Origin of the sequence: Streptomyces yatensis, assembly GCF_018069625.1 — a bacterium.
Taxonomy (GTDB): Bacteria; Actinomycetota; Actinomycetes; order Streptomycetales; family Streptomycetaceae; genus Streptomyces; species Streptomyces yatensis.
In genome coordinates this window covers 8,961,349-8,987,430 of record NZ_CP072941.1, presented here as the reverse complement: position 1 = coordinate 8,987,430, position 26,082 = coordinate 8,961,349, and the positions used below count along the sequence as shown (strand labels likewise).

Here is a 26,082-nt window from a genome sequence, read left to right as displayed (position 1 = left end):
CGCACCCCACCGGAATGGGTTACTGAATCCGTCCGATTCCGGTGGGCTGCCCATCCTTTCCGGTGGAGTGGAAGACGCCTTGCCAGATCGGAGCCGTCATGCCCTTTCGCCCGCATGGACTCATCCTCGTCACCGATCCCGGTGAGAACTGCATCGCCGTCGTCGATCCGGAGTCCCGCAGGCTCGTCCCGACGCTCAGCGCGCCGATCCCGCTTCCGGCGCGGCGCATGCCCGACCGCCTGGTGGTGCACACCGCGCTCGACGGTCTCGACGCGCTGGCGGCCTTCCACCGCGGCACCCTGCTGGACGGCCTCCCCGGCGCCCCGGACGGGCCGGCACTCACCGGGGCGCGGGCGGGCGAGTGGCCCGGTGTCGACATCGCCCGTCCGCTGGGCACGTTCGAGCTCTTCAACCAGTTCTCCGGGATCTTCCCCGACCAGGGCCCGTACAGCGGCGGGACGTTGGTCACCATCATCGGCAGCCACTTCTCGGGCGCCACGGCCGTGTTCTTCGGGTCCCGCCGGGCGGCGAGCTTCTCCGTCCTGGACGACCAGACCATCATCGCGGTGAGCCCCTCGGGGACCGGAGCGGTCCCGGTCAAGGTCACCACTCCGGGCGGTACGGCCCCCATCGGCTACTTCTACTACGTCGCCTGGCCCACCCTGACCGGGCTGCTGCCCATCGCCGGCCCGATCGGCGGCGGCAATATCGTCGAGCTCACCGGCGTCAATCTGAGCACCGCGCGGCTGGTGCGCTTCGGCAGTGCCATCGCCTCCCCCACGGCCGTCTCCGACCAGCATCTGCTCGTGGCCGCTCCCCCGGCGTCGGGGCCCGGCACCGTCTCGCTGTACGTCATCAGCGTGGGCGGAGTGAGCAACCGGCTGCTCTACACCTACGCGCCCGTGCCGGTCGTCACGGAGGTCAACCCGGCCACCGGGTCGGTCGCGGGCGGCGAGACCATCGTCCTGACCGGCACCGGGCTCACCTTCGTCACCGGTGTCACCATCGGCGGAGTCCCCGCGGAGTCCTTCGAGTCGTACTCCGACACCCTGCTCGCCGTGGTGACGCCCCCGGGCGTCCCCGGCCCCGCCGACATCACCGTCACCACCGCCGGGGGCAGTGTGACGGTGCCGGGCGGCTTCGCCTACACGGCGTCGACCACGACGGCCATCACCTCCGCGCCCGATCCCTCCGTCGTCGGCCAGCCGGTGACCTTCACCGCCGTGGTGACGGGCGTTCCGCCCACGGCGGGCACCCCCACCGGCACGGTCACCGTCGACTTCGGCGACGGCAGCCCGAGGGTGAACGCCTCCCTCACCGACGGCACGGCCACGGTCAGCCATGTCTACACCGCACCGTCGGTCACCCCGTACGCCATCACCGCCGAGTACGGCGGCGCCGCGTACTTCACGTCCTCCACCGGGACGGACACCCAGACCGTCGAGGCGGCGGCGACCACCACCACGGTGACCTCCACTCCCGATCCGTCCGTGCCCGGACAGTCCGTCACCTTCGTGGCCCAGGTGGCCCCCGCGCCGCCGGGGGCCGGTGCGCCGACCGGGACGGTGACGTTCGACTTCGGCGACGGCTCCCCGACCGTCACCCTGCCGCTGGCGAACGGGGCGGCGACGGCGACCCACGCCTACACGGACGTCCCCGGGAGCCCGTACGCGGTCACCGCCACCTACAACGGCGACACGAACTTCACCTCCTCCGTGGGCACGGACAGCCATACCGTCGAGCAGGCCGCGACGGCCACCTCCGTGACCTCCGCGCCCGACCCCTCGGCGGTGGGCGAGCCGGTGACCGTCACCGCCACGGTCACCGCGGTCCCCCCGGGAGCGGGCACACCGACCGGCACCGTCACCCTCGACTTCGGCGACGGCACCCCACCCGTGACATCACCCCTCACCGGCGGCTCGGTGACCGCCACCCACACCTACACCGGTGCCACCGGCAGCCCCTACAGCATCACCGCCACCTACAGCGGCGACAGCAACTTCTCGGCCTCCACGGGGACCGACCTGCAGTCGGTGGGGCAGTCCTCGACCACGACCGCCGTGGTCTCCGCCCCCGACCCCTCGGCGGCGGGCGAGCCGGTCACCGTCACCGCCACGGTCACCGCGGTCGCCCCCGGAGCGGGCACACCGACCGGCACCATCACCCTCGACTTCGGCGACGGCACCGCGCCGGTCACCGCGCCCGTGTCCGGGGGCCAGGCGACGGCCACGCACACCTACACCTCCGCCGCGGGCAGTCCGTACCCCATCTCCGCCACCTACAACGGCGACGCGGACTTCCGGACGTCCCTCGGCACCGACTCGCACACCGTCCAGCCGGCCGCCACCGCGACGGCCGTGACCACCACGCCCGACCCCTCGACGGTGGGCGATCCGGTGACCTTCACCGCCACGGTCACGGCCGTTCCGCCCGGCGCGGGCGCCCCCACCGGCACGGTCACCTTCGACCCCGGGGACGGCACCCCGCCCATCACCGCGCCCCTCACCGGCGACACGGCGGCCGCCACCTACGCCTACACCGACACCGCCGGCAGCCCGTACACGGTCACCGCCACCTACAACGGCGACACCGACTTCACCGCGTCCAGCGGCACCGACACCCAGACCGTCGCCCCGGCCGACACCGCCACCGCCATCGCCTCCGTGCCCGACCCCTCCGCCGTGGGCCAGTCCACGACGTTCATCGCGAAGGTCACCCCCGGCACTCCGGCGGCCGGTTCGCCCACGGGCACCGTGACGTTCGAGTTCAGCGACAGCACCCCACCCGTCACGGCGCCCGTCACCGGTGGCACGGCCACGGTCACCCACACCAACCCGGAGACCGCGACCCCGTACACGGTCGCGGCCACCTACAGCGGCGACCAGAACTTCAACCCGTCCTCGGCGGCGGACACCCAGCAGGTCGTCCAGGCCGTGTCGACCACGGTGGTGACCGACTCGCCGGCCCCCTCGGTGACCGGCGAACCGGTGACCTTCACCGCGACCGTCTCGGCCGCCCCACCCGCCTCCGGCACTCCGACCGGCACGGTCACCTTCGACTTCGGCGACGGCACGGCGCCCGTCGTCCTCCCCCTCACCGGCGGTACGGCGACCACCGATCACGCCTACACCACCGCGGCCGGCAGCCCGTACACGGTCACCGTCGGCTACGGCGGCGACGACAACTTCGTGGCGTCCGTGGGCACCGGCCTCCACACCGTCGACCCGGCCGCGACCGCCACCACGATCACCGCCACGCCCGACCCGACCGTCACGGGCGAGCTGGTCACGGTCACCGTGGCCCCCACCGGGCCCGGTGCGGGCACCCCGACCGGGCCGGTCACCATCGACTTCGGCGACGGCACCCCGCCGGTCACCGCCGAGTTGGTGGCCGGTTCGGCGGCGGTCGTCCACGCCTACACCAGCACGGCCGGCAGCCCCTACACCATCTCGGCCGAGTACGCCGGCGACACCGACTTCGCCCCGTCCGAGAACAGCATCGACCACGCCGTCGCACCGGCCTCGACCACCACCCTCGTGAACTCGTCGCCGAGTCCGTCGGCGGTGGGCCAGACCGTGACGCTGATCGCGCGGGTGGCGCCGGTGCCGCCGGGCGCGGGCGCGCCGACCGGCACCGTCACCTTCGACTTCGGCGACGGCAGCGCGCCCGCCACCGCGACGATCGCGGGCGGGGTGGCCTCGACCTCACACGCCTTCACCTCCACCGCGGGCAGCCCGTACACGGTCACCGCCACCTACGGCGGGGACGACAACTTCGCCACGTCCACCGGCACCACCGCCCACCAGGTGGAGATGAGCGTCTCCGCCACCTCGACGACGGTGAGCTCCGCTCCGGACCCGTCCGTCGCCGGTGAGGCGGTGACCGTCTCCGCGACGGTCGCGGTCCTCCCGCCCGCCTCGGGCACCGCCACCGGGACGGTGACGTTCCTGTTCGGCGACGGCAGCCCGGCCGTGACCGTCCCGCTCACCGGCGACACGGCGACGACCAGCCATGTCTACACCTCCACCGCGGGCAGCCCCTACACCATCAGCGCCGAATACAGCGGCGACGGCGACTTCACCGGGTCGACCGGGCTCGACACCCAGACGGTCACCCCGTCCCCGTCGTCCACGGCGGTGAGCTCCGCGCCGGATCCGTCCGTGACGGGCGAGCCGGTCACCTTCACCGCGACCGTCACCCCGGGCCAGGTGGCCGCGGGCACCCCGACCGGCACGGTGACCTTCGACTTCGGCGACGGCAGCCCGGCGGTCAGGGCGCCCCTGGACAACGGGACGGCGATCGCCGTCCACGCCTACCCCTCCACCGCGGGCAGCCCGTACGACGTCACCGCCACCTACAGCGGGGACGCGAGCTTCACCGGATCCACGGACACCGACACCCAGACCGTGAACGCGGCGGCCACCTCCACCACCGTCTTCTCCTCACCGGATCCGTCCCAGTCGGGCCAGCCGGTGACCGTCACCGCCAATGTCGCGGTGCTCGCCCCGGGGACCGGCACCGCCGGTGGCGCGGTCGTCTTCGACTTCGGCGACGGCACTCCGACGGTCACCGCCACCAGCGTGGCCGGAGTGGCGACGGTCACCCATGCCTACACGGGGACCTCCGGCAGCCCGTACACCATCACCGCCACCTACGGCGACGACGGCGACCTCGCCTCCTCCACCGGCACCGACGTCCACACCGTGCAGCCGGCCTCGACCCTCACCACGGTGACCGCCGATCCCGACCCGTCGCTGGTGGGCGAGGCGATGACGGTCACGGCGACGGTCGCACCGCTGGCACCGGGGGCCGGGGTGCCGACCGGCACGGTCACCTTCGACTTCGGCGACGGCACCGCGCCGGTCACCGTGCCGCTGGCCGGAGGGGCCGCGATCCTCGCGCACGCCTACGCGAGCAGCCTCGGCAGCCCGTACACGATCACCACGACGTACAGCGGCAGCGACGACTTCAGGTCCTCGGTGAGCACCGAGACGCAGACGGTCCTGCAGGCCGCGACGACCACCACGATGAGTTCCGCGCCGCGGCCGTCCGTCGTGGGCCAGCCGGTCACCTTCACGGCGACCGTGGCGCCGGTGGCACCGGGCGGGGGTTCGCCGACCGGGACGGTGACATTCGACTTCGGCGACGGCGGCGCCCCGGCCGCGGTCCCGGTCGTCGACGGCGTGGCGACGGCCGTGTACGCGTATACGAGTGCGGCGGGCAGCCCGTACGCCGTCACCGCCACCTACGGTGGCGACCCCGACTTCACGGCCTCCGCCAACACCGTCACCCACTCCGTCGGCCGGGCCTCGACCGCGATGGCGGTGGCCTCGGCCCCGGATCCGTCGGTGGCGGGCCAGCCGGTGACCGTCACCGCGGCCCTCTCGGTCGTCGCCCCGGGAGCCGGAACCCCCACCGGCACCGTCACCTTCGACTTCGGCGACGGCACGCCGATCGTCACCGCACCGGTCACGGCCGGGGTGGCGTCGGCCACGCACGCCTGGGCCGACACCTCGGGCAGCCCGTACACCATCACGGTGGGCTACAGCGGCGACGGTGACTTCACGGCCTCCAGCGGCACCGACACCCACACCGTCGGCCCGGCCGGCACCCACACCGATGTGGTGTCCTCGCCCGATCCATCGGTGACGGGCGAGCCGGTGACCATCACCGCGACCGTCTCCACCGTCGCCCCGGGCGCCGGAACCCCCACCGGCACCGTCATCGTCGACCCCGGCGACGGCACGGCCCCCGTCACCGCCTCCCTGACCGGGGGCGTGGCGACCGTCGTCCACGCCTACACCGAAGCCTTGGGCAGCCCGTACACCATTACGGCCACCTACAGCGGCGACGCCGACTTCACCGCGTCCAGCGGCACCGGCACCCAGACCGTCGGCCTCGCCTCGACCACCACCACCATCAGCGATCTGCCGGAGCCGTCGGTCACCGGCCAGCCGGTGACCTTCCAGGCGCGGGTGGCGCCGGTCGCCCCGGGGCAGGGCTCGCCCACGGGCACGGTGACCTACGACTTCGGCGACGGCACCGCGCCGGTCGACGTCCCGGTGACGGACGGGGTGGCGACCGCCGTGCACACGTACGCGACCGCGGCGGGCAGCCCTTATACGGTCACCGCCGCCTACGGCGGGGATGACCTGTTCATCGCTTCCGTGGTCACGGAAACGCACTTCGTGGAGCGGGCGTCGTCGAGTACGACGGTCGGCTCCTCGCCGAATCCGTCGGTCACGGGCCAGCCGGTGACCGTCACCGCGACCGTCTCGGCCATCGCACCGGGGGCCGGAACCCCCGGCGGCACCGTCACCTTCGACTTCGGCGACGGCACCCCGACCGTCACCGCACCGGTCACCGGCGGGACGGCCACCGCCACCCATCGCTATCCGACCGCCCTCAACAGTCCGTACACCATCAGGGCGGACTACAGCGGCGACGCCGACTTCGCACCGTCCAGCGGCACCGCCACCCAGAGCGTCGCCCCGGCCGCGACCGGCACCACGGTGACCTCGGCCCCCGACCCGTCGGTGCCGGGTCAGGAGGTGACCATCGCCGCCACCGTCGCACCGGCCGCGCCCGGCAGCGGAATCCCCACCGGCAGCGTCACCTTCGATCCCGGCGACGGCACACCGACCGTCACCGCGCCGCTCACGGCGGGGTCGGCGAGCATCACCCACACCTATACCGGCACCTCCGGCAGCCCCTACACCATCACCGCCGCCTACAGCGGCGACGCCGACTTCACCACCTCCACCGGCACCGACACCCAGACGGTCGGTCAGGCGGGCACCGCCACCGCCGTGGTCACCTCTCCGGACCCGTCCGTGGCGGGTGAAGTGGTCACCCTCACCGCCCGGGTCTCGGCGGTGGCTCCGGGGGCGGGCTCCCCCACCGGCACCGTCACCTTCGACTTCGGGGACGGCACACCGACCGTCACCGCACCGGTCGCCGGCGGGGTGGCGAGCACCACCCACGCCTATGCCACCTCGGTCGGCAGCCCCTTCACGGTCACCGCCGCCTACGGCGGAGACCCCGACTTCGCCCCGTCCACCGTCACCGGGACCCATACGGTGCTGGTGAGCGCCGCCACCACATCGACCACCGTGACCTCTTCGCCGGACCCCTCGGTGACGGGCCTGCCGGTGACCTTCACCGCGACCGTGGCACCGACGCCGCCCGGCGCCGGGGTGCCCACCGGTACCGTCACCTTCGACTTCGGCGACGGCTCGGCGACCGCCACGGCGACGCTGTCCGGCGGGGTGGCGACCGTCGTCCACGCCTACTCGAGCGCGGCGGGCAGCCCCTACACGGTCACCGCCGGCTACAGCGGGGACGTCAACTTCAGCACCTCCGCGGGCACGGACACCCAAACGGTCGCCCCGGCGGCCACGACCACGACGGTGGCCTCCGCACCGGATCCCTCCGTGGTCGGCCAGCCGGTGGCCCTCACCGCGGCCGTGGCCCCCGTCGCCCCGGGCGCGGGGGTGCCCACCGGCACCGTCACCTTCGACTTCGGCGACGGCTCTCCGGTCGCGTCGGCGTCGCTGACCGGCGGGGTGGCCACGATCAACCACGCCTATGCGAGCGCCGCCGGCTTCACGGTGACCGCGACCTACGCCGGTGACACCAGCTACACCGCGTCCACCGGCAGCGACACCCAGACCGTGAACCAGGCGGCCACCGCCACTGCAGTGGTCTCCTCGCCGAACCCCACGGTCAGCGGTCAGCCCGCCACCCTCACGGCGACGGTGGTGCCGATCGCCCCGGGGGCGGGGGTGCCGACCGGGACCGTCACCTTCTCCTTCGGGGACGGCACCCCGAACGTCACCGCGCCGCTCACCGACGGCCTCGCGTCCGTCAGCCACTCCTTCGCGGGTGCCGCCGGCGGCCCGTACGCCGTCACGGCCACCTACAACGGGGACGCCGACTTCACCGCCTCCACCGGCACCAACGTCCAGACGGTCAACAGGGCGGCCACCACGACGGCGGTGACCTCCTCCCCCGATCCCAGCGTCACCGGACAGACCGTCACCCTCACCGCGACGGTCTCCGCGCTCGCCCCGGGCACCGGGACGCCCACCGGCACCGTCACCTTCTCCTTCGGCGACGGCACCCCGAACGTCACCGCGCCCCTGTCCGGTGGCACGGCCCTCGCCACCCACGCGTACACCAGCGCCGCCGGCAGTCCCTACGCGGTCAGGGCCACCTACAACGGCGACGCCGACTACACCTCGTCGACCGGAACGGACACCCAGACGGTGGGCCGGGCGGCCACCACCACGACCGTCACCTCGTCCCCCGACCCCACCGTCGCCGGCCAGAGCGTGACCCTCACCGCCACCGTCGCCGCGGTCGGGCCCGGCTCGGGCACCCCGACCGGCACCGTCACCTTCACCTACGGCGACGGCACCCCGGCCGCCACGGCTCCGCTCGCCGGGGGCGTGGCCACCGTGACCCACGTCTACGCGGGGACTTCGGGCAGCCCCTACGCCGTCACCGCCACCTACAACGGGGACACCGGCTTTACGACATCCACCGGCACCGACACCCAGACGGTCAACAGGGCGGCCACCACCACGACGGTCGCCTCCTCGCCCGACCCCAGTGTCACCGGCCAGACCGTGACGCTGACCGCCACGGTGGCGTCCCTGCTGCCCGGCGCCGGGATCCCGACCGGGACGGTCACCTTCTCCTTCGGCGACGGCACTCCTAACGTCACCGCGCCCCTGTCCGGTGGCACGGCCACCACCACCCATGCCTACACCACCCGGACCGGCAGCCCCTTCACGGTCACCGCCACCTACAACGGGGACACCAACTACACGGCGTCCACCGGCACCGACACCCAGACCGTGGGCCGGGCGGCCACGACCACCGCCGTGGTCTCCGCGCCGGACCCCTCGGCGACCGGGCAGTCCGTGACCCTCACCGCCACCGTGGCATCCGTCTCCCCCGGTGCCGGAACCCCGACCGGGACGGTCACCTTCTCCTTCGGCGACGGTACGAACAACAGCACCGCGACCCTCTCCGGCGGCGTCGCGACCGTCACCCACACCTACACCACCAAGACCGGCAGCCCCTTCCCCATCACGGCCGCCTACAACGGGGACACCAACTTCAGCTCGTCCAGCGGCACCGACACCCAGACCATCAACGCCAAGATCACGACCGCCACGACGGTGACATCATCCCCGGACCCCTCGGTGGTGGGTCAGTCGGTGACCATCAGGGCGACGGTCTCGTCCCCGACCGGTACCCCGGTCGGGGCGGTCACCTTCTCGTTCGGTGACGGCACCAACACCGCCGTGGGAATCCTGTTCGGCGGTATCGCGACCGTCACCCACACCTACACGACCACCACCGGGAGCCCGTTCACCATCACGGCCACCTACAACGGGACCGAGAACTTCGCCACCTCCAGCGGCACCGACACCCAGACCGTCAACAAGAGCGCCACCGCGACGGCCGTGTCCTCGTCCCCGAACCCCTCGACCACGGGTGACCAGGTGACCGTCACCGCGACCGTGACGCCCGTCGCCCCCGGAGCGGGGACGCCCACCGGGACGGTCACGCTCGCCATCACCGGGCGCAGCCCGCAGACCGTGCCGCTCGTGTCCGGCACGGCCACCGCCACGTTCAACCCGCTGCCGAAGGGGACGCATACCGTCACCGCCAACTACAACGGCGACGTCAACTTCGCGACCTCCTCGGCGACCACCACACAGACGGTGAACACCGGTCAGGGGTAGCCCGCCGGGCTCACGGCCGGTCCGCCGCCTCGACGGGCGCATCCGCGTCCGCCTCGGGGCGGCGGTACATCCGTGTCGCGGTGATCTGGCCGTGCACCTGCTGCTCCTCCTCCGGCTCCCGGACCGGCAGGCCCGGCCGCAGATGCTCCTCGACGCTGATGTACTTCAGCCCGGCCCGCAGATCCGCGTCATTGCGCAACCGGATCACCAGCGGGAACTCGGCCAGCGCGGTGGTGTCGAACAGCCCCGTCGTATAGAGGAGCTGGACCCCGAGCGCGTCCGCGACCGCACGCTGAAGCTCCAGCAGATAGGTGGCGTTGGCGCGGCCGATGGGGTTGTCGAGGAAGAGGGTGCCCGCGTGGCGGTGCTTGTCGCGGCCCCGGTCGTTGCTGCGCAGGGCCGCCATCGTGCAGTACAGCGCGATGGCGGCGGTCAGCAGCTGGCCGCCGGAGAACACATCGCCCATCTGTCCCACCGGCACCCGCTCGGCCCGCAGCACCGCGTCCGGTTTGAGGATCTCGACGGCCACTCCGCGCGGCTGGAGCGCGGCATGCACGCCGCGCAGCAGCAGCGACATGCCGTCCCGCCGCAGATCGGAGTTCTTGCGGACGGCGGAGCGGGTGGCCTCGTCGATGACCTCGCCGAGCCGCTCGGCGAGCGTGGCCTGGTCGGGATCCTCGAAGCGGATCCGCAGGAACTCCTGTCCCGACCACTCGCCGAGCCCCTCCGGGAGCCGGGAGAGCCGCTGCGCCGAGCGCAGGGTGGCCAGGCAGGACTCGACCAGGCCGCGCAGCCGGTCCACGATGGAGTCGCGGTTGCGCTCCAGCTGCTCCAGCTCGTCGGTGAGCACGCGCAGCCGGGGGGCGAACGCGTCGGCCCAGGCGGCGGCGTGCTCGGGCAGCGCGGCCGCGGGGAGCTCGCGGATCTGCTGGCGGGCGGGGGTGCGCACCTGCTCGTAGCGGGTGGAGTTGGCGTGCCGCACGAGCACATCGCCGGCCTCCCGCACCGCCGACTCGGCCCCCGACAGATCGGCGGCGCAGCCGCGCAGTGAGCGGCGGGTCTCGGCGGCGGCCTGACGGGCCTCGGCGAGATCGCCGGCGTACGGCTCGGGCCGCTCGCCGTCGTCCTCCGCGCCGGGGCCCTCGCGCAGCAGATCCCGCAGCAGGGCGGCGGTCTCGTCGAAGCCGCCCGCCGCGTCCTCGGCGGAGCGGTGGGAGCGCACCAGGTCGGCGTGGGCGGTACGGGCGGTGTCCAGGGCGTCCGTACGGGCGGCCAGTTCGCCGTTGGCGGTGCGCAGCAGCTCCTTCGCCTGCTCGGCGTCGGCCGGGACCGTCTCCTCCGGCAGCTCGGTGTGGGCGTCGCCGTCGGCGGGGGCGAGCCGCTCGGCCTCGCCGCGCAGCCGTCCGAGCTGCTCGCTCGCCGTCGACGCGCGGCTCTCCAGCATCTGGACGAGCGATTCGGCGCGGGCGGCGGCGGCCTGCCGGGAGGGTCCGTCGGCGCCGTCGGTGCCCTCCAGGAGCTGGGCGGCGCGGGTGCGGACCTTGTTGGTGAGCCGGTCGAGGGAGGCGAGGGCGGCGCTCTCGTCGCTTTCGGCGCGGGCCTGTTCGGCGCGCAGATCGGCGCCGACGCCGACCTTCTCGTAGACCTGGGAGGCGGCGCGGTACGCCTCGCGGAGCGCGGGCAGCGAGGTGGTGGGCGGCTCGGTGTCCTCGCCGAGGTCGTCGGGGGCGCCCGCGATCTCCGCGCGCTCGGCACGCAGGGCGCGGGCGGTACGGTGCGCGTCGTCGGCGGCGCGCTGGGCGGCGCGCCGGTCCTCGTCGGCGGAGCGGGCCCGGTCCACGCAGGCCGCGGCGCGCTCCTCGTACTCGGCGGCCTCCTCGGCCAGTTCGCGCAGCCGGGTCTGCCAGGTGGCGCGCTCCCGCAGCCGGTAGGCCAGACCGGCCAGCGCGTCCGCCACCCGGCGGGCCCGCTGCGCCGCCTCCTGGCGTTCGTCCCGGACGCGGGCGGCCTCGGTGGCGGCCTCGTCGGCCTCCGCCCGTACCGCACGCGCCTCGACCAGCTCGCGCTGCGCGCTGTCGGCGGTCTCCCGGCCGGTCTCCGCCGCCGCCGCGAGCTCCGCGAGCCGCCCCGGCGGGCAGCCGGTGCGCCAGGAGGCGAGCCGCGCGGACAGCGCCCGGTCTCCGGCCAGCCGGGCGGCGAGCGCCCTGATCTCCTCGTCCCGCTCGGTGGCGCGGGCCCGCAGCTCGCGCCGCTCGTCGTCGGCGGCGCGCTCGTCGTGCATCGCCGGGTTCGGCGGCACGAGGAAGACCCCGCTGTCCTCGGTGCCGGGGGCGGGCGTCGGCGCGAGCAGCGCGGCGGAGGTCCCGACGGCCACGGCGGACCGCGGCAGCAGCGACGCCTGGCCGAGCACCGCGCGGGCGCGGGCGTGGGTGTCGGGGTCGGTGATGACGACGCCGTCCACCAGCTCGGGGCGGGCCGCGAGGACGGCGGCGTGGTCGACGGGGTCCACGGCCTGGGCGAGGTAACGCCAGCCGGGGAGGGCGGGGATGCCGTGCTCGCCGAGGTATTCGACGGCCGCCAGCACATCGGGGCTGGGCGGCAGCAGGCCCCCGTCACCGAGCGCGCCCAGGATCCGCGCGTCGTCGGCGGCGGCGGTCCGCAGCTCGAAGAGCTGGCGCTCGGCGGAGGCGACGCTCTCCTCGAGGAGCTCACGCAGCGCCTCGGCGTTGCGGTCCAGCTCCTCGGCGGTCAGCGGCCCGTCCGCGAGGGGCCGCGGGGCGGGGCGGGAGCGGTCGCCGCGGCCCCGGCCGGGTGTGCCACCGGGCTCGGGGGCCCAGCAATCGGAGTCGTCGGTGGGGGCGGTGTCGCTGTCGGCGTCGGGGGCGTAGGAGCCGGGGTCGGGTTCGGCGTGGATGCCGTCGGCAGTGCCGGTGGCAGCCTCCGACTCGCCCCGACCGTCGCCATGGGCTGCCTCCGACTCGCCCCGACCGCCATGGGCGGCGTCCGCGGAAGCCTCCGTCCCGGCCCGACCGCCATCGGCCGCATCGGCCGCAGCCTCCGTCCCGACCCGACCGCCGCGGGCGGCATCAGCCTCTGCCCGGCCGCCATGGGCCGCATCGGCGGCAGCCCGCGACTCGGCCCGGCCCTCGTCGCCGTCCCCGACCCGAGCCGACACCTCCCCGGGCGGCCGGGAGTCGGCCGCCACGGTCCGGGCGCCGTCGCGCGGGCCGTCCGGGCACGGGCCGCCGCCCAGCAGGGCGTCCCCGACCTCGTCGATCCGCACGGTCACCCGCCCCGCGCGCCGCGACTCCGCCGCGAGCGGACGACGCCGAGGAGCCTCCCCCGGACCCGCCTCCGCGTCATCGCCAAGGGCCATTCCCTGCGGAGCGGAACGCGTCTCCTCCGCCTCATCCACCGCTCCGGCATCCGCCCGCCAATCGCCGATGGAAGCGAAGTCGTCCACCGACTCCTCAGCACGCGCCGCCATCTGGCCCGCATGGCGCGGCTCACCGAGCGTACGCGGGCCGGAAAGGTCATCTCCGCGCGCCGGCCAGGCATCCGCCCGCCGGTCGCCGACGGAGGCGGCATCGCTCCTGATGGGCTCGGCAGGGCCTGCCTCGCCCAGTGGGCCTGCGCCCGGGAGTCCGTCGCCCGCGGAGGCGGGGGCGCCCTTCGCGCCCGCACCCGGGCGCGCCTCGTGCGCCGGGCCGACGTGCGGCTGTCCGTACTCGACGCCTGCGGCATCATCCTCCGCGCCCGCGACACCATCCGTCCACGGGGCCGCCGGGCTGGTCGCGGGCGAGCCGGGGTCGGCGTCCTCGTTCCCCGGGATGGCGGTCGGCTCGCCCGTCGCGTGCGCCGGGTCGGCACCCGGCGCGTTGCCCTCCTCGCCCGGGAGGTGTTCGCGAGTGTCGGGGAATGGCTCCTCGAAGGCGTAGGCGTAGGCGTGGTCGGGGGGCGCGGGCTCGGCGTCCTGGGGGATCGTGGGGGTGGAGGCGCGGAAGGCGGCCGGGAGTTGGGACAGGCCGATGTCGTCCGCGTCCTCCTCGTCCACACGGACCGTGATCCACCCGGCCCGGTCGGAGTCGGTCGGCAGGGCGCGGGTGCCCCGCCGGCCCACGGCGCCCGCGTCCGGAACGCGCACCGTCACCCCGCGCGCCGCGCGCGCGTCCGCCGCCGAGGGGCGGGCGGCGGCGCGCGGGGCGGGGACGGCGGCGGAGGGCTGCGGCAGGCCCAGCAGTTCGATCAGGCGCTGTTCCGCGCCCAGCGCCTCCGCGGCGCTCCGCTCCGCGTCGTACGCGGACTCCGCGGCCCGCGCCGCGTCCGCCGCTCGCGCCGCGGCCAGGTCGGCGCGGGCCTCCTCGGCGGCGGCCGTCTTCGCGTGGTCGGCGGTGCGCCGGGCGGCCTCGCGGGCCTCGTCGAAGGCGGCGACCGTGGTCTTCTCGGCGTCGCTCGCGGCGAGGGCGGCGCGGGCCGGGTCGGCGTCGGGGGCGGAGTCGTCGAGCCAGCCGGCGCGGACGGCCTCGGCGGTCTCCTGCTCGACCTCGGCGAGCCGCTGGCGCAGATGCTCGGCGTCGCTGCGGGCGCGCTGGGCCGCCGTGGCGGCGGAGGTGGCGTCGCGGTGGGCGGCCTCGCCGGCCTCCTGGAGGGCGGCGGAGCGCTCCTCCTCCTCGCCCGCGACCCGCTCTCCGTCCGCCGCCGCCGCGTGCAGGGCGCGGACGAGGTCGCCGGCGGCCTTGGCGCGGGCGGCGAGCGCGGGGGCGGCGTCCCGCTCGGCCTCGCGGATGGCGGCGGCCACGCGCGCGGAGCGGTCGGCGGCGGCGCGGTGGCGCAGCACCGTCTCGGCGGCCTGCCAGGCGGAGTGCAGGGTGCGGGCGTCGTTGAGCTCGCGGCGCTGCGCGGCGGCGCCCTTCTCGGCGGCGGCGAGGGCCAAGGAGGCGTGGCGGTAGGCGAGTTCGGCGGCGACGAGGTCGCTGCGGCTGCGGGCTGACTCGGCATCGGTGACGGCCTGGGCGGCGGAGCCGACCCGCTCGGCGAGCTCGGCGGCGCGCGCCCGCTCCTCCGCGCCGCGTGCGGACAGCCGCCGGGCGAGCGTACGGGTGCGGCGCTCGGCGCCCGCGTGCACACCGCGGGCCTGCTCACGCCGCTCCGCGGCCTCCGCGATGCGCTGGAGCAGATCGAGCGAACCGGCGGTGAAGTCGCGCTCGGCGGTCAGCTCGGCGCGGCGGCCGAGCTTGTGGGCGAAGCCGTGGACGAGGTCGGCGAGCCCGTCGGTGTCGCGGGTGTCGGTGACGGCGCGCAGCAGCAGGTCGGTGAAGTCGGAGTCGTTCTTGACCGCGAAGAGCCCGGCGGCCTCGCCCTCGTCGGCGTTCATCTCCCGCTGGTAGCGGAAGAGTTCGGGGTCGAGGCCGAGTTCGCCGAGGTGTTCGTTCCAGCGCTCGTGGATCTCCACCCAGACCACGTCGAGATGCGGATACGCCTTGCCGGCCTCCGTAAGGGCGTCACGGAAGCCCTTCATGGTGCGGCGGCGGCCGCGTGCGGTGGAGGCGCCCTCGACGGCGGGCCGCACCGCCGCGGACTCGGCGACCGGAAGCGAGTCCAGGCTCATTCCGGGGCCGGGCCGGAAGGAGTACCACGCCTCGGCGAACTTCCGCGGGTCGTTGGAGACCTGACGGCCGCGCCATTCGCTGACCTTGCCGACGACGACGGTCTCACCGGTGACGGTGTGCTGCCATTCCAGCGCGACATGTCCGCAGTCGTCGGCGAGCAGGAACTTGCGCAGCACACCGGAGCTGGCTCCGCCCAGGGTGTTGCGGTGGCCGGGCAGCATCACCGAGAAGATCAGCTTGAGCAGGACGGACTTGCCGCCGCCGTTCTCCAGGAAGAGCACACCGGCGGGGGCGGGGCGGCGCGGCGGGCCGACCGGCTCCTCCTCGAAGAACTCCGCCTGGGTGGGCGCGGGGCTGGGCACCGGCTCGCCGACTCCGCGCAGGTCCAGCACGGTGTCGGCGTAACGCGCACCGGCCGGCCCGATGGAGTAGAGGCGGATCCGGGACAGCTCGTACATGGCGGCGGACTCTCGTTGTCGGAAGGGGTGGTGATGTCGGGCGGGCGGGGAGGGGGCGGGGTTCAGGAGTGGAAGGGAAGACCGGCGTCGGCCACCAGATCGAGGTCGTCGCCCTCGTCGGGGGGCAGCAGGGTGGCACTGCCGTCGCTGACGGGGACGACACCGAGCTCCAGCAGCTCGGCCATGGCGGCGGTGGCCGCCATGTCGCGCACCTGGAGCTGATAGCGGGCGGTGGTGCGGTAGGTGCCGCCGGACTCGTCCCCGGTGCGCTGCAGAAAGCCGGAGTCGACCAGGAAGGCGAGGGCCTTGCCGACGATGCCGGTGGTGGAACCGGCGAGCCTGCGCGCGTCCTTGGTGGCGCCGGTCGCGCTGCGCCGGGCGTACACCCGCCAGGCGGATTCCAGCCCGGGCGCGCCGGTGGCGGGGTCGGTGTTCTCCCCCTGCTCCTCGGCGCGCTCCTCCAGCCGGCGGCACGCCTGGCGGACGAAGGCGTCCACACCGTTGACGGTGACGCGGCCGATATAGCCGTCGTCGGCGAGGTCCTCGGGGCGGGGGAACGCCAGGGCGGCGACGGCGAGATGGGCGAGGCCGTGGAGAAAGCGGTCGGCGGAGTCGGTGGCGGCCCGGCGGGCGTAGTCGCCCATGCGGACGGCGAAGACGGAGTCCTCGGCGGCGGTCACGGCCATTCCGGCGCGGGTGGAGACCTCCAGCACGATGAGCCCGAGCCCGGCGGCGACGGCGTCGGCGAGGCGTGCGAAGGCCGGTTCGTCGCGGTGGCGGCGCAGCAGCTCGGCGTATTCGACGTCCCGCGCGGGCAGCAGCTTGGGCTGGAGTCCGAAGGCCACCAGCCGTGCGGCGTCGGCCGCGTCGGCGGGCGTGATCCCGGGGGCCGCCGGGGCGGGGGCCGCATCCGGGGCTGTCATGTCGTCGGTGTCGTACTCGGTCACGGCTGAACCTCCTCGCGCGGGGCGTCTTCACTGGTCTTGGCCATCAGGCCACCTCCGCCCGGTCGGCCGCCATACCGACCGCGTCCAGGAGGGCGGTGCCCACTATCAGGTCGGCGCCGCCGAACTCGGGGTCGTCCAGCTCGGTGCCGTCGTCCACGGCGAACAGCAGCCGCTGCTCGCCCTGGCGGTAGGCGGTGCCGACCGGGGGGCTGGCGGCGTGGACGGCGAGGAGGGCGATCAGATAGGGCAGTTCGGGGTCGCGGCGGCGGGCGTCGGCGAGCAGCCCGGACAGCCGGCGGGGGGCGTCGGCGGGCAGCTCGAGCAGCTCCATGGCCACCGCCAGCTGCTCCTCGCTGAAGCGGCTGTCGTCGGGGGTGGCGATGAGGTCCGGCTCGGGCATCTCGGCGCCGAGGTGCTCCCGTTCCACCGGCGGGGTGAGCAGCATCTCGACCAGGTCGCCCATGCGCACCGAGGTCGGGGTGCGCAGGCCGGTGCCGCGGGCGAAGAACGCGTCGGTGACCCGGGCCGCGCGGTCGAGGGGGAGCGGGAGGACGGGGGCCAGCAGCTGTCCGTACAGGTCGTATCCGGAGCGCGGGGCGGGGGGTGCGAAGGCTTGGCGGTCCTGCTCGGCGCGGAACAGCGGACCGGCCTCCAGCAGCCGCGACTGCAGCTGGGTGTGGCGCCGGATGCAGTCCTTGACGATGTCGACGAGCTCGGCGGCGCGCCGCTTGTGCTCGGCGCCCTCCGCTTCGTCGCGCGCCTTGCGGATGTTGGTGAGGATCGCGTTCTCATGGCGGTAGCGGTCGGCGACGTGGTCGAGCGCCTCGCTGATCAGCTCGGGGACGGTGCTCAGCCAGTCGACCGCGCGGACGTTGCGCCGGGTGGCGTCGAGGGTGCGGCGCAGCGTCTCCGAGTACTGCACGGTGCGGTAGCGGGCCTGCTCGGCGGCGAGTTGGGCATCGGCGAGCCGGCCGCGGCTGATGAGGACCTCCAGCTTGACCTCGGCGGCGATCTGGGCGCTGGTGACATCCGTGTCCAGCGCGCCGACCAGGACGTTGACCGCCTCGTCGGTGGTGCGCAGATAGACGCTGCCGCCGGGGCCGGGCACCTCTTCGATCAGCTTGAAGTCATAGTCCCTGCGGACATAGACCCCATCGGGCCCGAAGGTGCCGTAAACGGCGCGGAAGCCGCGGTCCACACTGCCGACGTTGATCAGGTTCTCCAGCACCCAGCGGGCGACCCGGTCGTGCTCGGCGGCGGGGCGTCCGGGGGCCTGGGCCGCGACGCGGGGCAGCAGCCTGGCCACTATCTGCTCGTGGTCGGCGCCGGTGTCGAAGTCCATGTGGAGCGTGACGAGGTCGATGGCGGCGAGGGCGACCTCCGCCATCGCGTACACCCCGTACTCCCCCGCCAGGTTGGCCTTGCGCGCGTCGAGGTCGTGCAGCGGCGCGGTGCAGGCGAGCGCGCGCAGCCGCCGGGCCAGGCCCTCGTCGGCGGCCGGGCCCGGGGCCGGCCGGGCAGCCCCTTCAGCGGTGTTGAGCTGGGGCGCGGCGGCCCCCGGGGGTGGAGATGTCACGTCGCACAGAGTAGGCGGTCGCACCGACAACGTACGAAACGGCACGGAGATCCCGGTATGACGCACCCGGTCCCCCGGGCGTGCACGCGCGTACACCGGCGTGTCCCCCGCACCTCACCGATCCGTCAGTCTACGGCTCACCGGCCGGTGGTCCGTCCAGGGCGAGCGCCGCGAAGGTGGCCAGCCAGTGGTCGCCGGTGAAGTCCCCGGAGTCGGTGGCCGGGAGCCCGGCGGCCAGATGGTCGCGGGCCGCCGTCCGCAGCACGTCCGCCCGCGGATCGCCGTGCGGCAGGGCGGCGGCCAGGCGGCGGAGCGCGGCGGCCCGGCTGAGGATGAGGCCGAGGAGATGACCGATCTGCGGATCGGCGGGGTCGGAGACGACGGGCGGGGTGAGCACGGTGACGGGAGCGCCCCATTCGACGCCGGGCAGGAAGCGTTCCAGCCAGCGCGCGAACTCCTCCTGCGGCAGCACCCGGCTCATCGCCTCGGCCTCGGTGAGCGCGGGCGAGAGGAAGTCCTGTCCGGAGGGCTCCCAGTGGACGGGGGCGTCGCGGTCGTCGGCGAACCAGCCGAGGAGGGCCTCGGTCACCGGTTCGACGATCGTCTTGAGGCCGGCGGCGGCCGCGCTGTCCAGGACCAGGCCGAGGGCGAAGGCGCTGTTGGTGTGGACGCCGTGCCGCACCGGGTAGGTGGCGCGTGCCAGCCATTCGCCCAGCAGCGCGCGGACGGCGTCGGCGGCCGCTTCCAGGGCCTTCGCCCAGCGCTCGCCCGCGGGCCCCGGGAGGCTCCGGCACTCGGCGGTCAGCGCGAGCAGCCAGGCCCATCCGTAAGGGCGCTCGAAGGAGGGGTGGGCACGGAGGTAGTCCGCCTCGGCGGCCAGGGCATCGACCGTAAGGTGCCCGTCCAGTACGGCGGTGACCTCGTCGGCGCGGACGCGGTCGGGGCAGCGGCGCAGCAGCCGGACCAGCAGCCAGTGCATATGGACCGCGGAGTGCCAGTCGTAGGAGCCGTAGAAGGCGGGGTGGTGGTGACGCGGCTCCACCAAGTCTTCGGGCCCGCACAGCAGATGGGCCGGGGCGTTGGGATAGGCCCGGGTGACGTTGGCGGTGGCGAGGGCGGCGAACCGGGCCGCGTACCGGCCGAGTTCGCTCGCCGTCTCGTCCGGCCCGTCGGATTCGTGCGGCTCGTGTGGCTCGTGCGGCTCGTGTGGCTCGTTCAGCGCATTCGGCTCGTTGGGGTCGTGCGGCTCGTGCGGCTCGTTCAATGCGTTGCTCCCTCGGCGATGCGCAGGTCGGTCCGGGTGCGCACGGCCGCCCCGATGATCGCCCGCAGCGCGTCGGCGGACATGGCGGCGGGCAGCGCGGGTTCGGCGCGGTCCACGACCTGTTCGGGCGCGTACGGGAGGTGGACGAAGCCGCCGCGCAGGGCGGGCCGCTCGGTGGCGATGAGATGGGCCAGGCCGTAGAAGACGTGGTTGCACACGAAGGTTCCGGCCGTCTGCGAGACGGCGGCCGGAATCCCGGCCTCGCGGACGGCCGCGACACACGCCTTGACGGGCAGGGAGGCGAAGTAGGCGGCCGGGCCGCCCTCGATGACCGGTTCGTCGATGGGCCGGCGTCCGGCGTTGTCGGGTATGCGGGCGTCGTCCACGTTGATCGCGACCCGCTCGACGGTGACATCGGGGCGCCCGCCGGCCTGGCCCACGCACAGCACCAGATCGGGGTCGGCCTCCGCCACGGCCGCGGCCAGCTCCTCCAGCGCGGTGCCGAAGACGCAGGCGAGCTGTACGGCCGTGACCTCGGTGCCGGGCGGCGGATCGGCGGCGACGAGGGAGACGGCCTGCCACGACGGGTTGACGTCCGCGCCCGCGAAGGGCTCGAAACCGGTGAGGAGAACTCGGGTCACAGCGGCCCCCTTCAGAAGGCGAAGAGCGAGATGATGGCGATGTTGCAGACCAGCAGCGCTCCGGCGGTGGGGATCTGCGCCTTGATGGGCCCGTACTGGTCCTTGAGTTCCAGCAGCGCGGCGGGGACCAGGTTGAAGTTGGCGGCCATGGGGGTCACGAGCGTGCCGCAGAAGCCGGCCAGCATGCCGACGGCGAGGACGACGGGCGGATCCCCGTGCATCTGCTGGATGAGCACGGGCCAGCCGATGGCGGCGGTCATCACCGGGAAGGCGGCGAAGGCGTTGCCCATGATGATGGTGAACAGGGCCATTCCGACGCAGTAGACGGCCACCGCGATGTACTTCTGGCCGTCCGGCAGCAGCTGTTCGGTGATCTTGCCGACCTGGGTGCCGACCCCGGCCACCTGGAAGATGGAGCCGAGCACGGCGAGCAGCTGGGGCAGCAGCAGCGCCCAGCCCATGGACTCCAGCAGGCTCCGGCCGGCGTGCAGGGGCACCGAGGGCCGCCGCTCGCGCACCACGACCATGGCGACCAGCAGCCCGACGATCGCGCCGAAGCCGAGGCCGAGAATGGTCTCGCTGCCCTCCTCCAGGACCGGTTCGCCCCCGATGTGCCAGTGCTTGACGGCCGACGCGCAGACGACGGCGACCAGCGGGATGGTGAGCGCCGGGACGAACAGCTTGCTGCCGAGCCGGGCGGCCGTGGCGACGCGCTGCTCGGTCGTGGTGGTGCGCGGCACACCACGCCCGGTGAGCTGGAAGCCGCCGAGGCAGACCATGGCGAGGACGGCGACGCCCAGCGGTTCGGCCGGGGCCTTCTTCTCCACCACCCAGCTGCTGTAGAAGAAGCAGCCGCCGAGCAGCCCCCAGAAGGCGGCCGAGCCGAGGCGCTTGGGGTTGCTGCGGTCGACGGCCATCTGGGCGGCCATGGCGAGGAAGACGGCGCCGACGAGCCAGTAGAACCACTCCGCCTTGATCACTTGGCTTCCTCCGCGGTGCGGCTGCCCTCGGCAGCGGATCGGCCGCCCAGGGCGGCGAGTTCGTGGTCCAGGGAGCGGTCCAGGCGCAGCAGCCGGAAGCCGTGGATGAGGAACGCGCAGACGGCGGTGGGGATGGCCCACAGCGCGAGCTGCAGCGGCTCCAGATGGGTGTGGTAGGTGGTGTTGACGAAGCCGGTGATCAGCAGGATCGAGCCGATGGCCAGGAAGCAGTCCTCGCCGAAGAACAGCCCGACCGTGTCGGCGCTGGCGGAGTACGAGCGGACGCGCTCGCGGACCCGCTCGGGCAGCGGGCCGTGGCGGCGTTCCGCGGCACCCTCGGCCATCGGCGCGACCATGGGCCGCACGCTCTGGGCCGGGCCGCCGATGCTGGTGAGGCCGAGCGCGGCGGTGAGCTGGCGCAGCGCCAGGTAGAGGGCGAGGAACCGGCCGGTGGTGAGCTTGCCGAGCCGCCCGATGAGGGTCCGGGCCTGCTCCTGGAGGCCGTTGCGCTCCAGGAGACCGATCACGGGCAGGGTGATGACGAAGATCGTCACCGAGCGGCTGGAGGCGAAGCCGTCGCCGAAGGCCGCCAGGATCTCCTGGGGCGAGAGCTTGGCCAGCAGTCCGGTGGCGATGCCGGCGACCCCCACCACCAGCAACGGGTTGCGTCGTGTGGCGAAGCCGAGGATCACCACGAGGACGCCAAGGAGAACGATCATGCGTCCCGCCTTCCGCGCAGAAGGACCTCACGGGGGCGTGAGGAGAGTGCACCGGAGGCTAGGCGTTCGTTCAACGATCCGACAAGAGCCTGAAACGAACTTGTTCCGGCTCCGTCGGATCGTTTACCGCTGGGAAACCTCTATCGCCGGGACATCTTCCGCCCGTAGGCATCGGCCAACTGCCCCTGGGAATCGTCCAGATAGGAGGCGAGCAGCCGCTCCGCCTCCACCGCGTCGCCGCTCTGCAGCACCTCCAGGATCTGGCGGTTGCGCACCAGATAGGGGGCGTGGAAGCGGCGGGGGTCGGCCATGACATGGAAGACCAGCCGGAGCTCGGCCAGCACCCCGCGCATGAGTTCGTCGGCGCGGGGACTTCCGGCGAGGGAGACGATCGCCTGATGGAAGCGGATATTGGCGGTGGACAGGTCCTGCCAGGCCCGGTCCCGCGCGGCGCGCTCGCCCGCCAGGACCGCCGCCTCGACCGCCTGGACCGCGTAGGGCGGCTCCCCCAGGCCGCGCACCGTCGCGCATTCGACGAGCCGGCGCACGCGGTAGATGTCATTGAGGTCGTCGACCGTGACGACGCGGACGAACACCCCGCGGTTCAGCTCGTGCACCAGCAGCCGCTCATGGGTCAGCAGGCGGAACGCCTCGCGGAGGGTGTTGCGCGAGACGCCGAGCGCGCCGCCCACGCTGTCCTCGGACAGCCGGGTGCCGGGCGGGAAGAACCCCTCGGCGATGCGGTCGCGCAGGATGTCGGCGACGCGCTCCGCCGTACTGGTGCGGCCCAGCAGCGCCCGGTCGGCCTCGAGCCCGGCGGCGAGACCGGAGACCTGGGAGTACCCGGTCGCCCCCGCAGTCTCCGGCGCCTCCGGCACCGCCGCCGACTCCGCCGTCTCCGGGCTCTCCGGCAGCCCCGGCGACTCGTCCGACGATCCCCCCGACGATTCGCCGGACCGGCGATTTACGCCTTTTGTCCCGTTCGCCACATCAGCCCCTGTTCGATGTCTCGTTCGTCCCGTATAGCGAGAAGTCAAGCCCAGAAACCGTCACCGGACAACAGACATCTTGTCGGATCGTTCAACGATCGCTTACCTTGTGGTGCCATCCATAGCCCCTCACGTATCCCCACGCCCCGATACGCCCCGAACGGACGGATATGACCGCATCCTTGGCGAACCTGTCCATCGATCTCAACGCCGACCTCGGCGAGGGGTTCGGCCGCTGGGAGCTCACCGACGACGAGACCCTGCTGTCCATCGTCACCAGCGCCAATGTCGCCTGTGGCTTCCACGCCGGGGACCCCTCGACCATGCGCCGGGTGTGCGAGCTGGCCGCCGAGCACGGGGTGCGCATCGGGGCCCAGGTCTCCTACCGGGACCTGGCCGGTTTCGGCCGGCGCAGCATGGACGTCCCGCCGCGGGAGCTGGCCGACGAGATCGCCTATCAGATCGGCGCGCTGGAGATCTTCGCCCGCGCCGCCGGGGCGCGGGTGCACTACGTCAAGCCGCACGGCGCGCTCTACAACCGCAGCGTGCACGACGAGGCGCAGGCCGCCGCCGTGGTCGAGGGCGTCCGGCTGGCCGCCGGGGGCCCGCTGCCGGTGCTGGGGCTGCCCGGGTCCCGGTTGCACGAGGCGGCCCGCGCGGCCGGGCTGCCGGTGATCGCCGAGGCGTTCGCCGACCGCGCCTACACCGCCGCCGGGACCCTCGTACCGCGCGGCGAGCCCGGCGCCGTGGTCCACGACCCGGACACGGTGGTCAAGCGCGCCCTCGGCTTCGCCCGGGACCGCGCGGTGACCTCGATCGACGGACAGCGCATCGAGGTGGACGTGCGCTCGCTGTGCGTCCACGGCGACACCCCCGGCGCCGCCGACCTCGCCCGCCGGGTGCGGAGCGAGCTGACCGCCGCCGGAGTGCGCGTGGCGGCGTTCACATGACCCTGCGGTCCCTGCCCGTCGGCGAGCACGGGCTGCTCATCGAGGTGGACAGCGGCGAGGCGGCCGAGGCGCTCCACGCCGAGCTGCTGCGCCGCGCCGCCGCGCGGAAGCTGCCCGCCGTGCGCGAGATCGTGCCCGCCGCCCGCACCGTGTTCCTCGACGGACTTGCCGACCCCGGGCGGCTCGCCGCCGAACTGCCCGGCTGGCGGATACCGCCGCTGGACCGCGGCCACAGCGAGATCGTCGAGGTGTCCGTGCGCTATGACGGGCCCGATCTGGCCGAGGTCGCCAAGCGGTGGGGGGTGACGCCCGAGGAGGCCGTACGGATCCACTCCGGCGCCGAGTTCCGGGTGGCCTTCTGCGGCTTCGCGCCGGGCTTCGGCTATCTGACGGGCCTGCCCGAGCGGTTCCATGTGCCGCGCCATGCGACGCCCAGGACCCGGGTGCCGGTCGGCTCGGTGGCCCTCGCGGGCGGGTACACGGGCGTCTATCCGCGCTCGTCGCCCGGCGGCTGGCAGCTCATCGGCACCACGGACGCCGCGCTGTGGGACACCGCGCGGGAACCGGCGGCGCTCTTCACCCCCGGCACCCGGGTCCGCTTCGTCCCGGAACCGGGTACGGCGGGCCCGGCACCGGGCGTGCGTCCGGAAGGGACGGCGCCATGACCGACAGCGCCTTCGTCGTCGTCCGGCCGGGAGCCCTGACCACCGTCCAGGACCTGGGCCGCACCGGCCATGCCCATCTGGGGGTGCCCCGCTCGGGTGCGCTCGACCAGCCCGCCCACCGGCTCGCCAACCGCCTGGTGGGCAACGCCGAAGGGGCCGCGACCCTGGAGACCACCCTGACCGGCTGTGCGGTGCGGCTGCGCCGCCCGGCGACGGTCGCGGTCACCGGCGCGCCCTGCCCGGTCACGGTCGACGGCCGCCCCGCCGCGTGGGGAGCGGCCGTACGGGTGCCGGCGGGGGCGCTCCTGGAGGCCGGGGCCGCCGCCCACGGGGTGCGCAGCTATGTGGCGTTCGACGGTGGTGTCGAGGCCGAGCCGGTGCTCGGCAGCCGGGCCACGGATGTGCTCTCCGGGCTGGGCCCGGCGCCGCTCGCGGACGGCGCGGTGCTGCGGCTCGGGGCGCCGGGCGGGCCCGCGCCCGGGGTGGACGGGGTGCCCCATCGGGGCGTCGCACCGGAGCTGGTGCTCCCGGTGGTGCTCGGCCCGCGCGACGACTGGTTCACCCCGGCGGGGCTGCGCACCCTCACCACCGGGGAGTTCCGGGTCTCGGCCGCGAGCAACCGGATCGGTCTGCGCACCGAGGGCCCTTCGCTGGAGCGGGCGAAGGACGGTGAGCTGGCCAGCGAGGGGATGGCACTCGGCGCGCTCCAAGTCCCGCCGGACGGACGGCCGGTGCTCTTTCTCGCCGACCATCCGACGACCGGCGGCTACCCGGTGGTGGGCGTCGTGCCGGAGCCGTATCTGGCCGCCGCCGCGCAGGCCGTCCCCGGCACCCCGGTGCGGTTCACCCCGCTGGGCCGGGCCTCCTGGGGACCGCGTGCGCCGCGGACCGGCGCGGGCGGCCTCGGCCAATAGCGGGCCCTTGCGCCAGGAGGCCAGGAGGTGTCCGGCGGGGTGTGACGCCTGCGGCGGGCTGCTCCCCTCCCCGCCCCTTCCCACAACTGGGCTCCGCCCCAGCCCCCGCTCCTCAAACGCCGGAGGGGCTGGAAGGCGGGGCCTCGCCCCGGACCGGGGTCCAGGGGCGGATCCTCCGCCGCATGGTCCGCCGGACGCCCCGTCACCGGCCCTGCCCCGCAGCCGCGGATGAACGACCGCACCTCGCGGCACTTCCCGCGGAGCGCTCAGCGGGCCCGCCGAGCGCCGACCCGCTCCCTGCGCTGCGCCTTGCGGCGCAGGGCGCGGCGCTCCTCCTCGCCGACGCCGCCCCAGACCCCGTGGGTCATCCCGGTCTCCAGCGCGTACTCCAGGCATTCCTGGATCACCGGACAGCGGTGACAGACCTCCTTGGCCCGCGCCTCCTGCTGCTGGGCTGCCGGGCCCGCCACCCCCACCGGGAAGAACAGCTCCGGGTCCTCGTGCGTGCATTCGGCCTTCTGCCACCAGGCCATGGCTGCCCCTTCCGTGAACGACGGTGCTGAAAGTCGCCCGCCGTCGGGCTCACACGCATGGTTCGCGAGCGGGCGCCGC

Annotated in this window: 13 protein-coding genes; 4 read left to right on the top strand and 9 right to left on the bottom strand. The window is 74.4% G+C overall.

Annotation, left to right across the window (positions count from 1 at the left end):
- Positions 1-98 precede the first annotated feature (98 nt).
- The gene (locus tag J8403_RS37645) at positions 99-9,758 is read left to right on the top strand and encodes an Ig-like domain repeat protein (protein WP_211127089.1); all 9,660 of its coding nucleotides are present in this window, start codon (positions 99-101) and stop codon (positions 9,756-9,758) included.
- 10 nt (positions 9,759-9,768) lie between these two features.
- Here J8403_RS37645 and J8403_RS37640 read toward each other — a convergent pair whose 3' ends face one another.
- The 8 genes from J8403_RS37640 to J8403_RS37605 form a co-directional block, all read right to left on the bottom strand.
- A complete protein-coding gene (locus J8403_RS37640; RefSeq protein ID WP_211127088.1) occupies positions 9,769-15,825 on the bottom strand; it encodes a hypothetical protein in 6,057 nt (2,018 codons plus the stop codon).
- 62 nt (positions 15,826-15,887) lie between these two features.
- The gene (locus J8403_RS37635; protein ID WP_211128628.1) at positions 15,888-16,748 is read right to left on the bottom strand and encodes a hypothetical protein; all 861 of its coding nucleotides are present in this window, start codon (positions 16,746-16,748) and stop codon (positions 15,888-15,890) included.
- Between the two features lie 67 nt (positions 16,749-16,815).
- A complete protein-coding gene (locus tag J8403_RS37630; protein WP_211127087.1) occupies positions 16,816-18,348 on the bottom strand; it encodes a hypothetical protein in 1,533 nt (510 codons plus the stop codon).
- A 130-nt stretch (positions 18,349-18,478) separates the two neighbouring features.
- Positions 18,479-19,612: a DUF2891 domain-containing protein gene (locus J8403_RS37625; protein ID WP_211127086.1), complete on the bottom strand. Its 1,134-nt coding sequence runs from the start codon at positions 19,610-19,612 to the stop codon at positions 18,479-18,481.
- Entirely contained in the window at positions 19,609-20,253 is a 645-nt protein-coding gene (pcp, locus tag J8403_RS37620) for a pyroglutamyl-peptidase I (protein WP_211127085.1), read from the bottom strand. The genes J8403_RS37625 and pcp overlap by 4 nt, the downstream gene beginning before the upstream one ends.
- Before the next feature lie 11 nt (positions 20,254-20,264).
- The gene (locus J8403_RS37615; protein ID WP_211127084.1) at positions 20,265-21,233 is read right to left on the bottom strand and encodes a DUF979 domain-containing protein; all 969 of its coding nucleotides are present in this window, start codon (positions 21,231-21,233) and stop codon (positions 20,265-20,267) included.
- Positions 21,230-21,952: a DUF969 domain-containing protein gene (locus tag J8403_RS37610; protein WP_211127083.1), complete on the bottom strand. Its 723-nt coding sequence runs from the start codon at positions 21,950-21,952 to the stop codon at positions 21,230-21,232. Before J8403_RS37610 ends, J8403_RS37615 begins: the two co-directional genes overlap by 4 nt.
- 140 nt (positions 21,953-22,092) lie before the next feature.
- Positions 22,093-22,830 (bottom strand): GntR family transcriptional regulator, encoded by a 738-nt coding sequence (locus J8403_RS37605; protein WP_211127082.1) that lies wholly within the window; start codon positions 22,828-22,830, stop codon positions 22,093-22,095.
- A 281-nt stretch (positions 22,831-23,111) separates the two neighbouring features.
- On the opposite strand from J8403_RS37605, the gene J8403_RS37600 reads away from it, so the two are divergent.
- Genes J8403_RS37600 through J8403_RS37590 form a run of 3 tightly spaced genes read left to right on the top strand, consistent with a single transcriptional unit; the run spans position 23,112 to position 25,470 of the window.
- Entirely contained in the window at positions 23,112-23,891 is a 780-nt protein-coding gene (locus J8403_RS37600; protein ID WP_211127081.1) for a LamB/YcsF family protein, read from the top strand.
- Complete coding sequence (pxpB, locus tag J8403_RS37595; protein ID WP_211127080.1) at positions 23,888-24,556, top strand: 5-oxoprolinase subunit PxpB; 669 nt, start codon at positions 23,888-23,890, stop codon at positions 24,554-24,556. Before J8403_RS37600 ends, pxpB begins: the two co-directional genes overlap by 4 nt.
- Positions 24,553-25,470, top strand: a complete 918-nt coding sequence (locus J8403_RS37590) for a 5-oxoprolinase subunit C family protein (protein WP_211127079.1) — start codon at positions 24,553-24,555, stop codon at positions 25,468-25,470. Before pxpB ends, J8403_RS37590 begins: the two co-directional genes overlap by 4 nt.
- A 266-nt stretch (positions 25,471-25,736) precedes the next feature.
- Here J8403_RS37590 and J8403_RS37585 read toward each other — a convergent pair whose 3' ends face one another.
- Positions 25,737-26,003, bottom strand: coding sequence for a WhiB family transcriptional regulator (locus J8403_RS37585; RefSeq protein ID WP_059145458.1), 267 nt, complete (start codon positions 26,001-26,003; stop codon positions 25,737-25,739).
- Positions 26,004-26,082 lie beyond the last annotated feature (79 nt).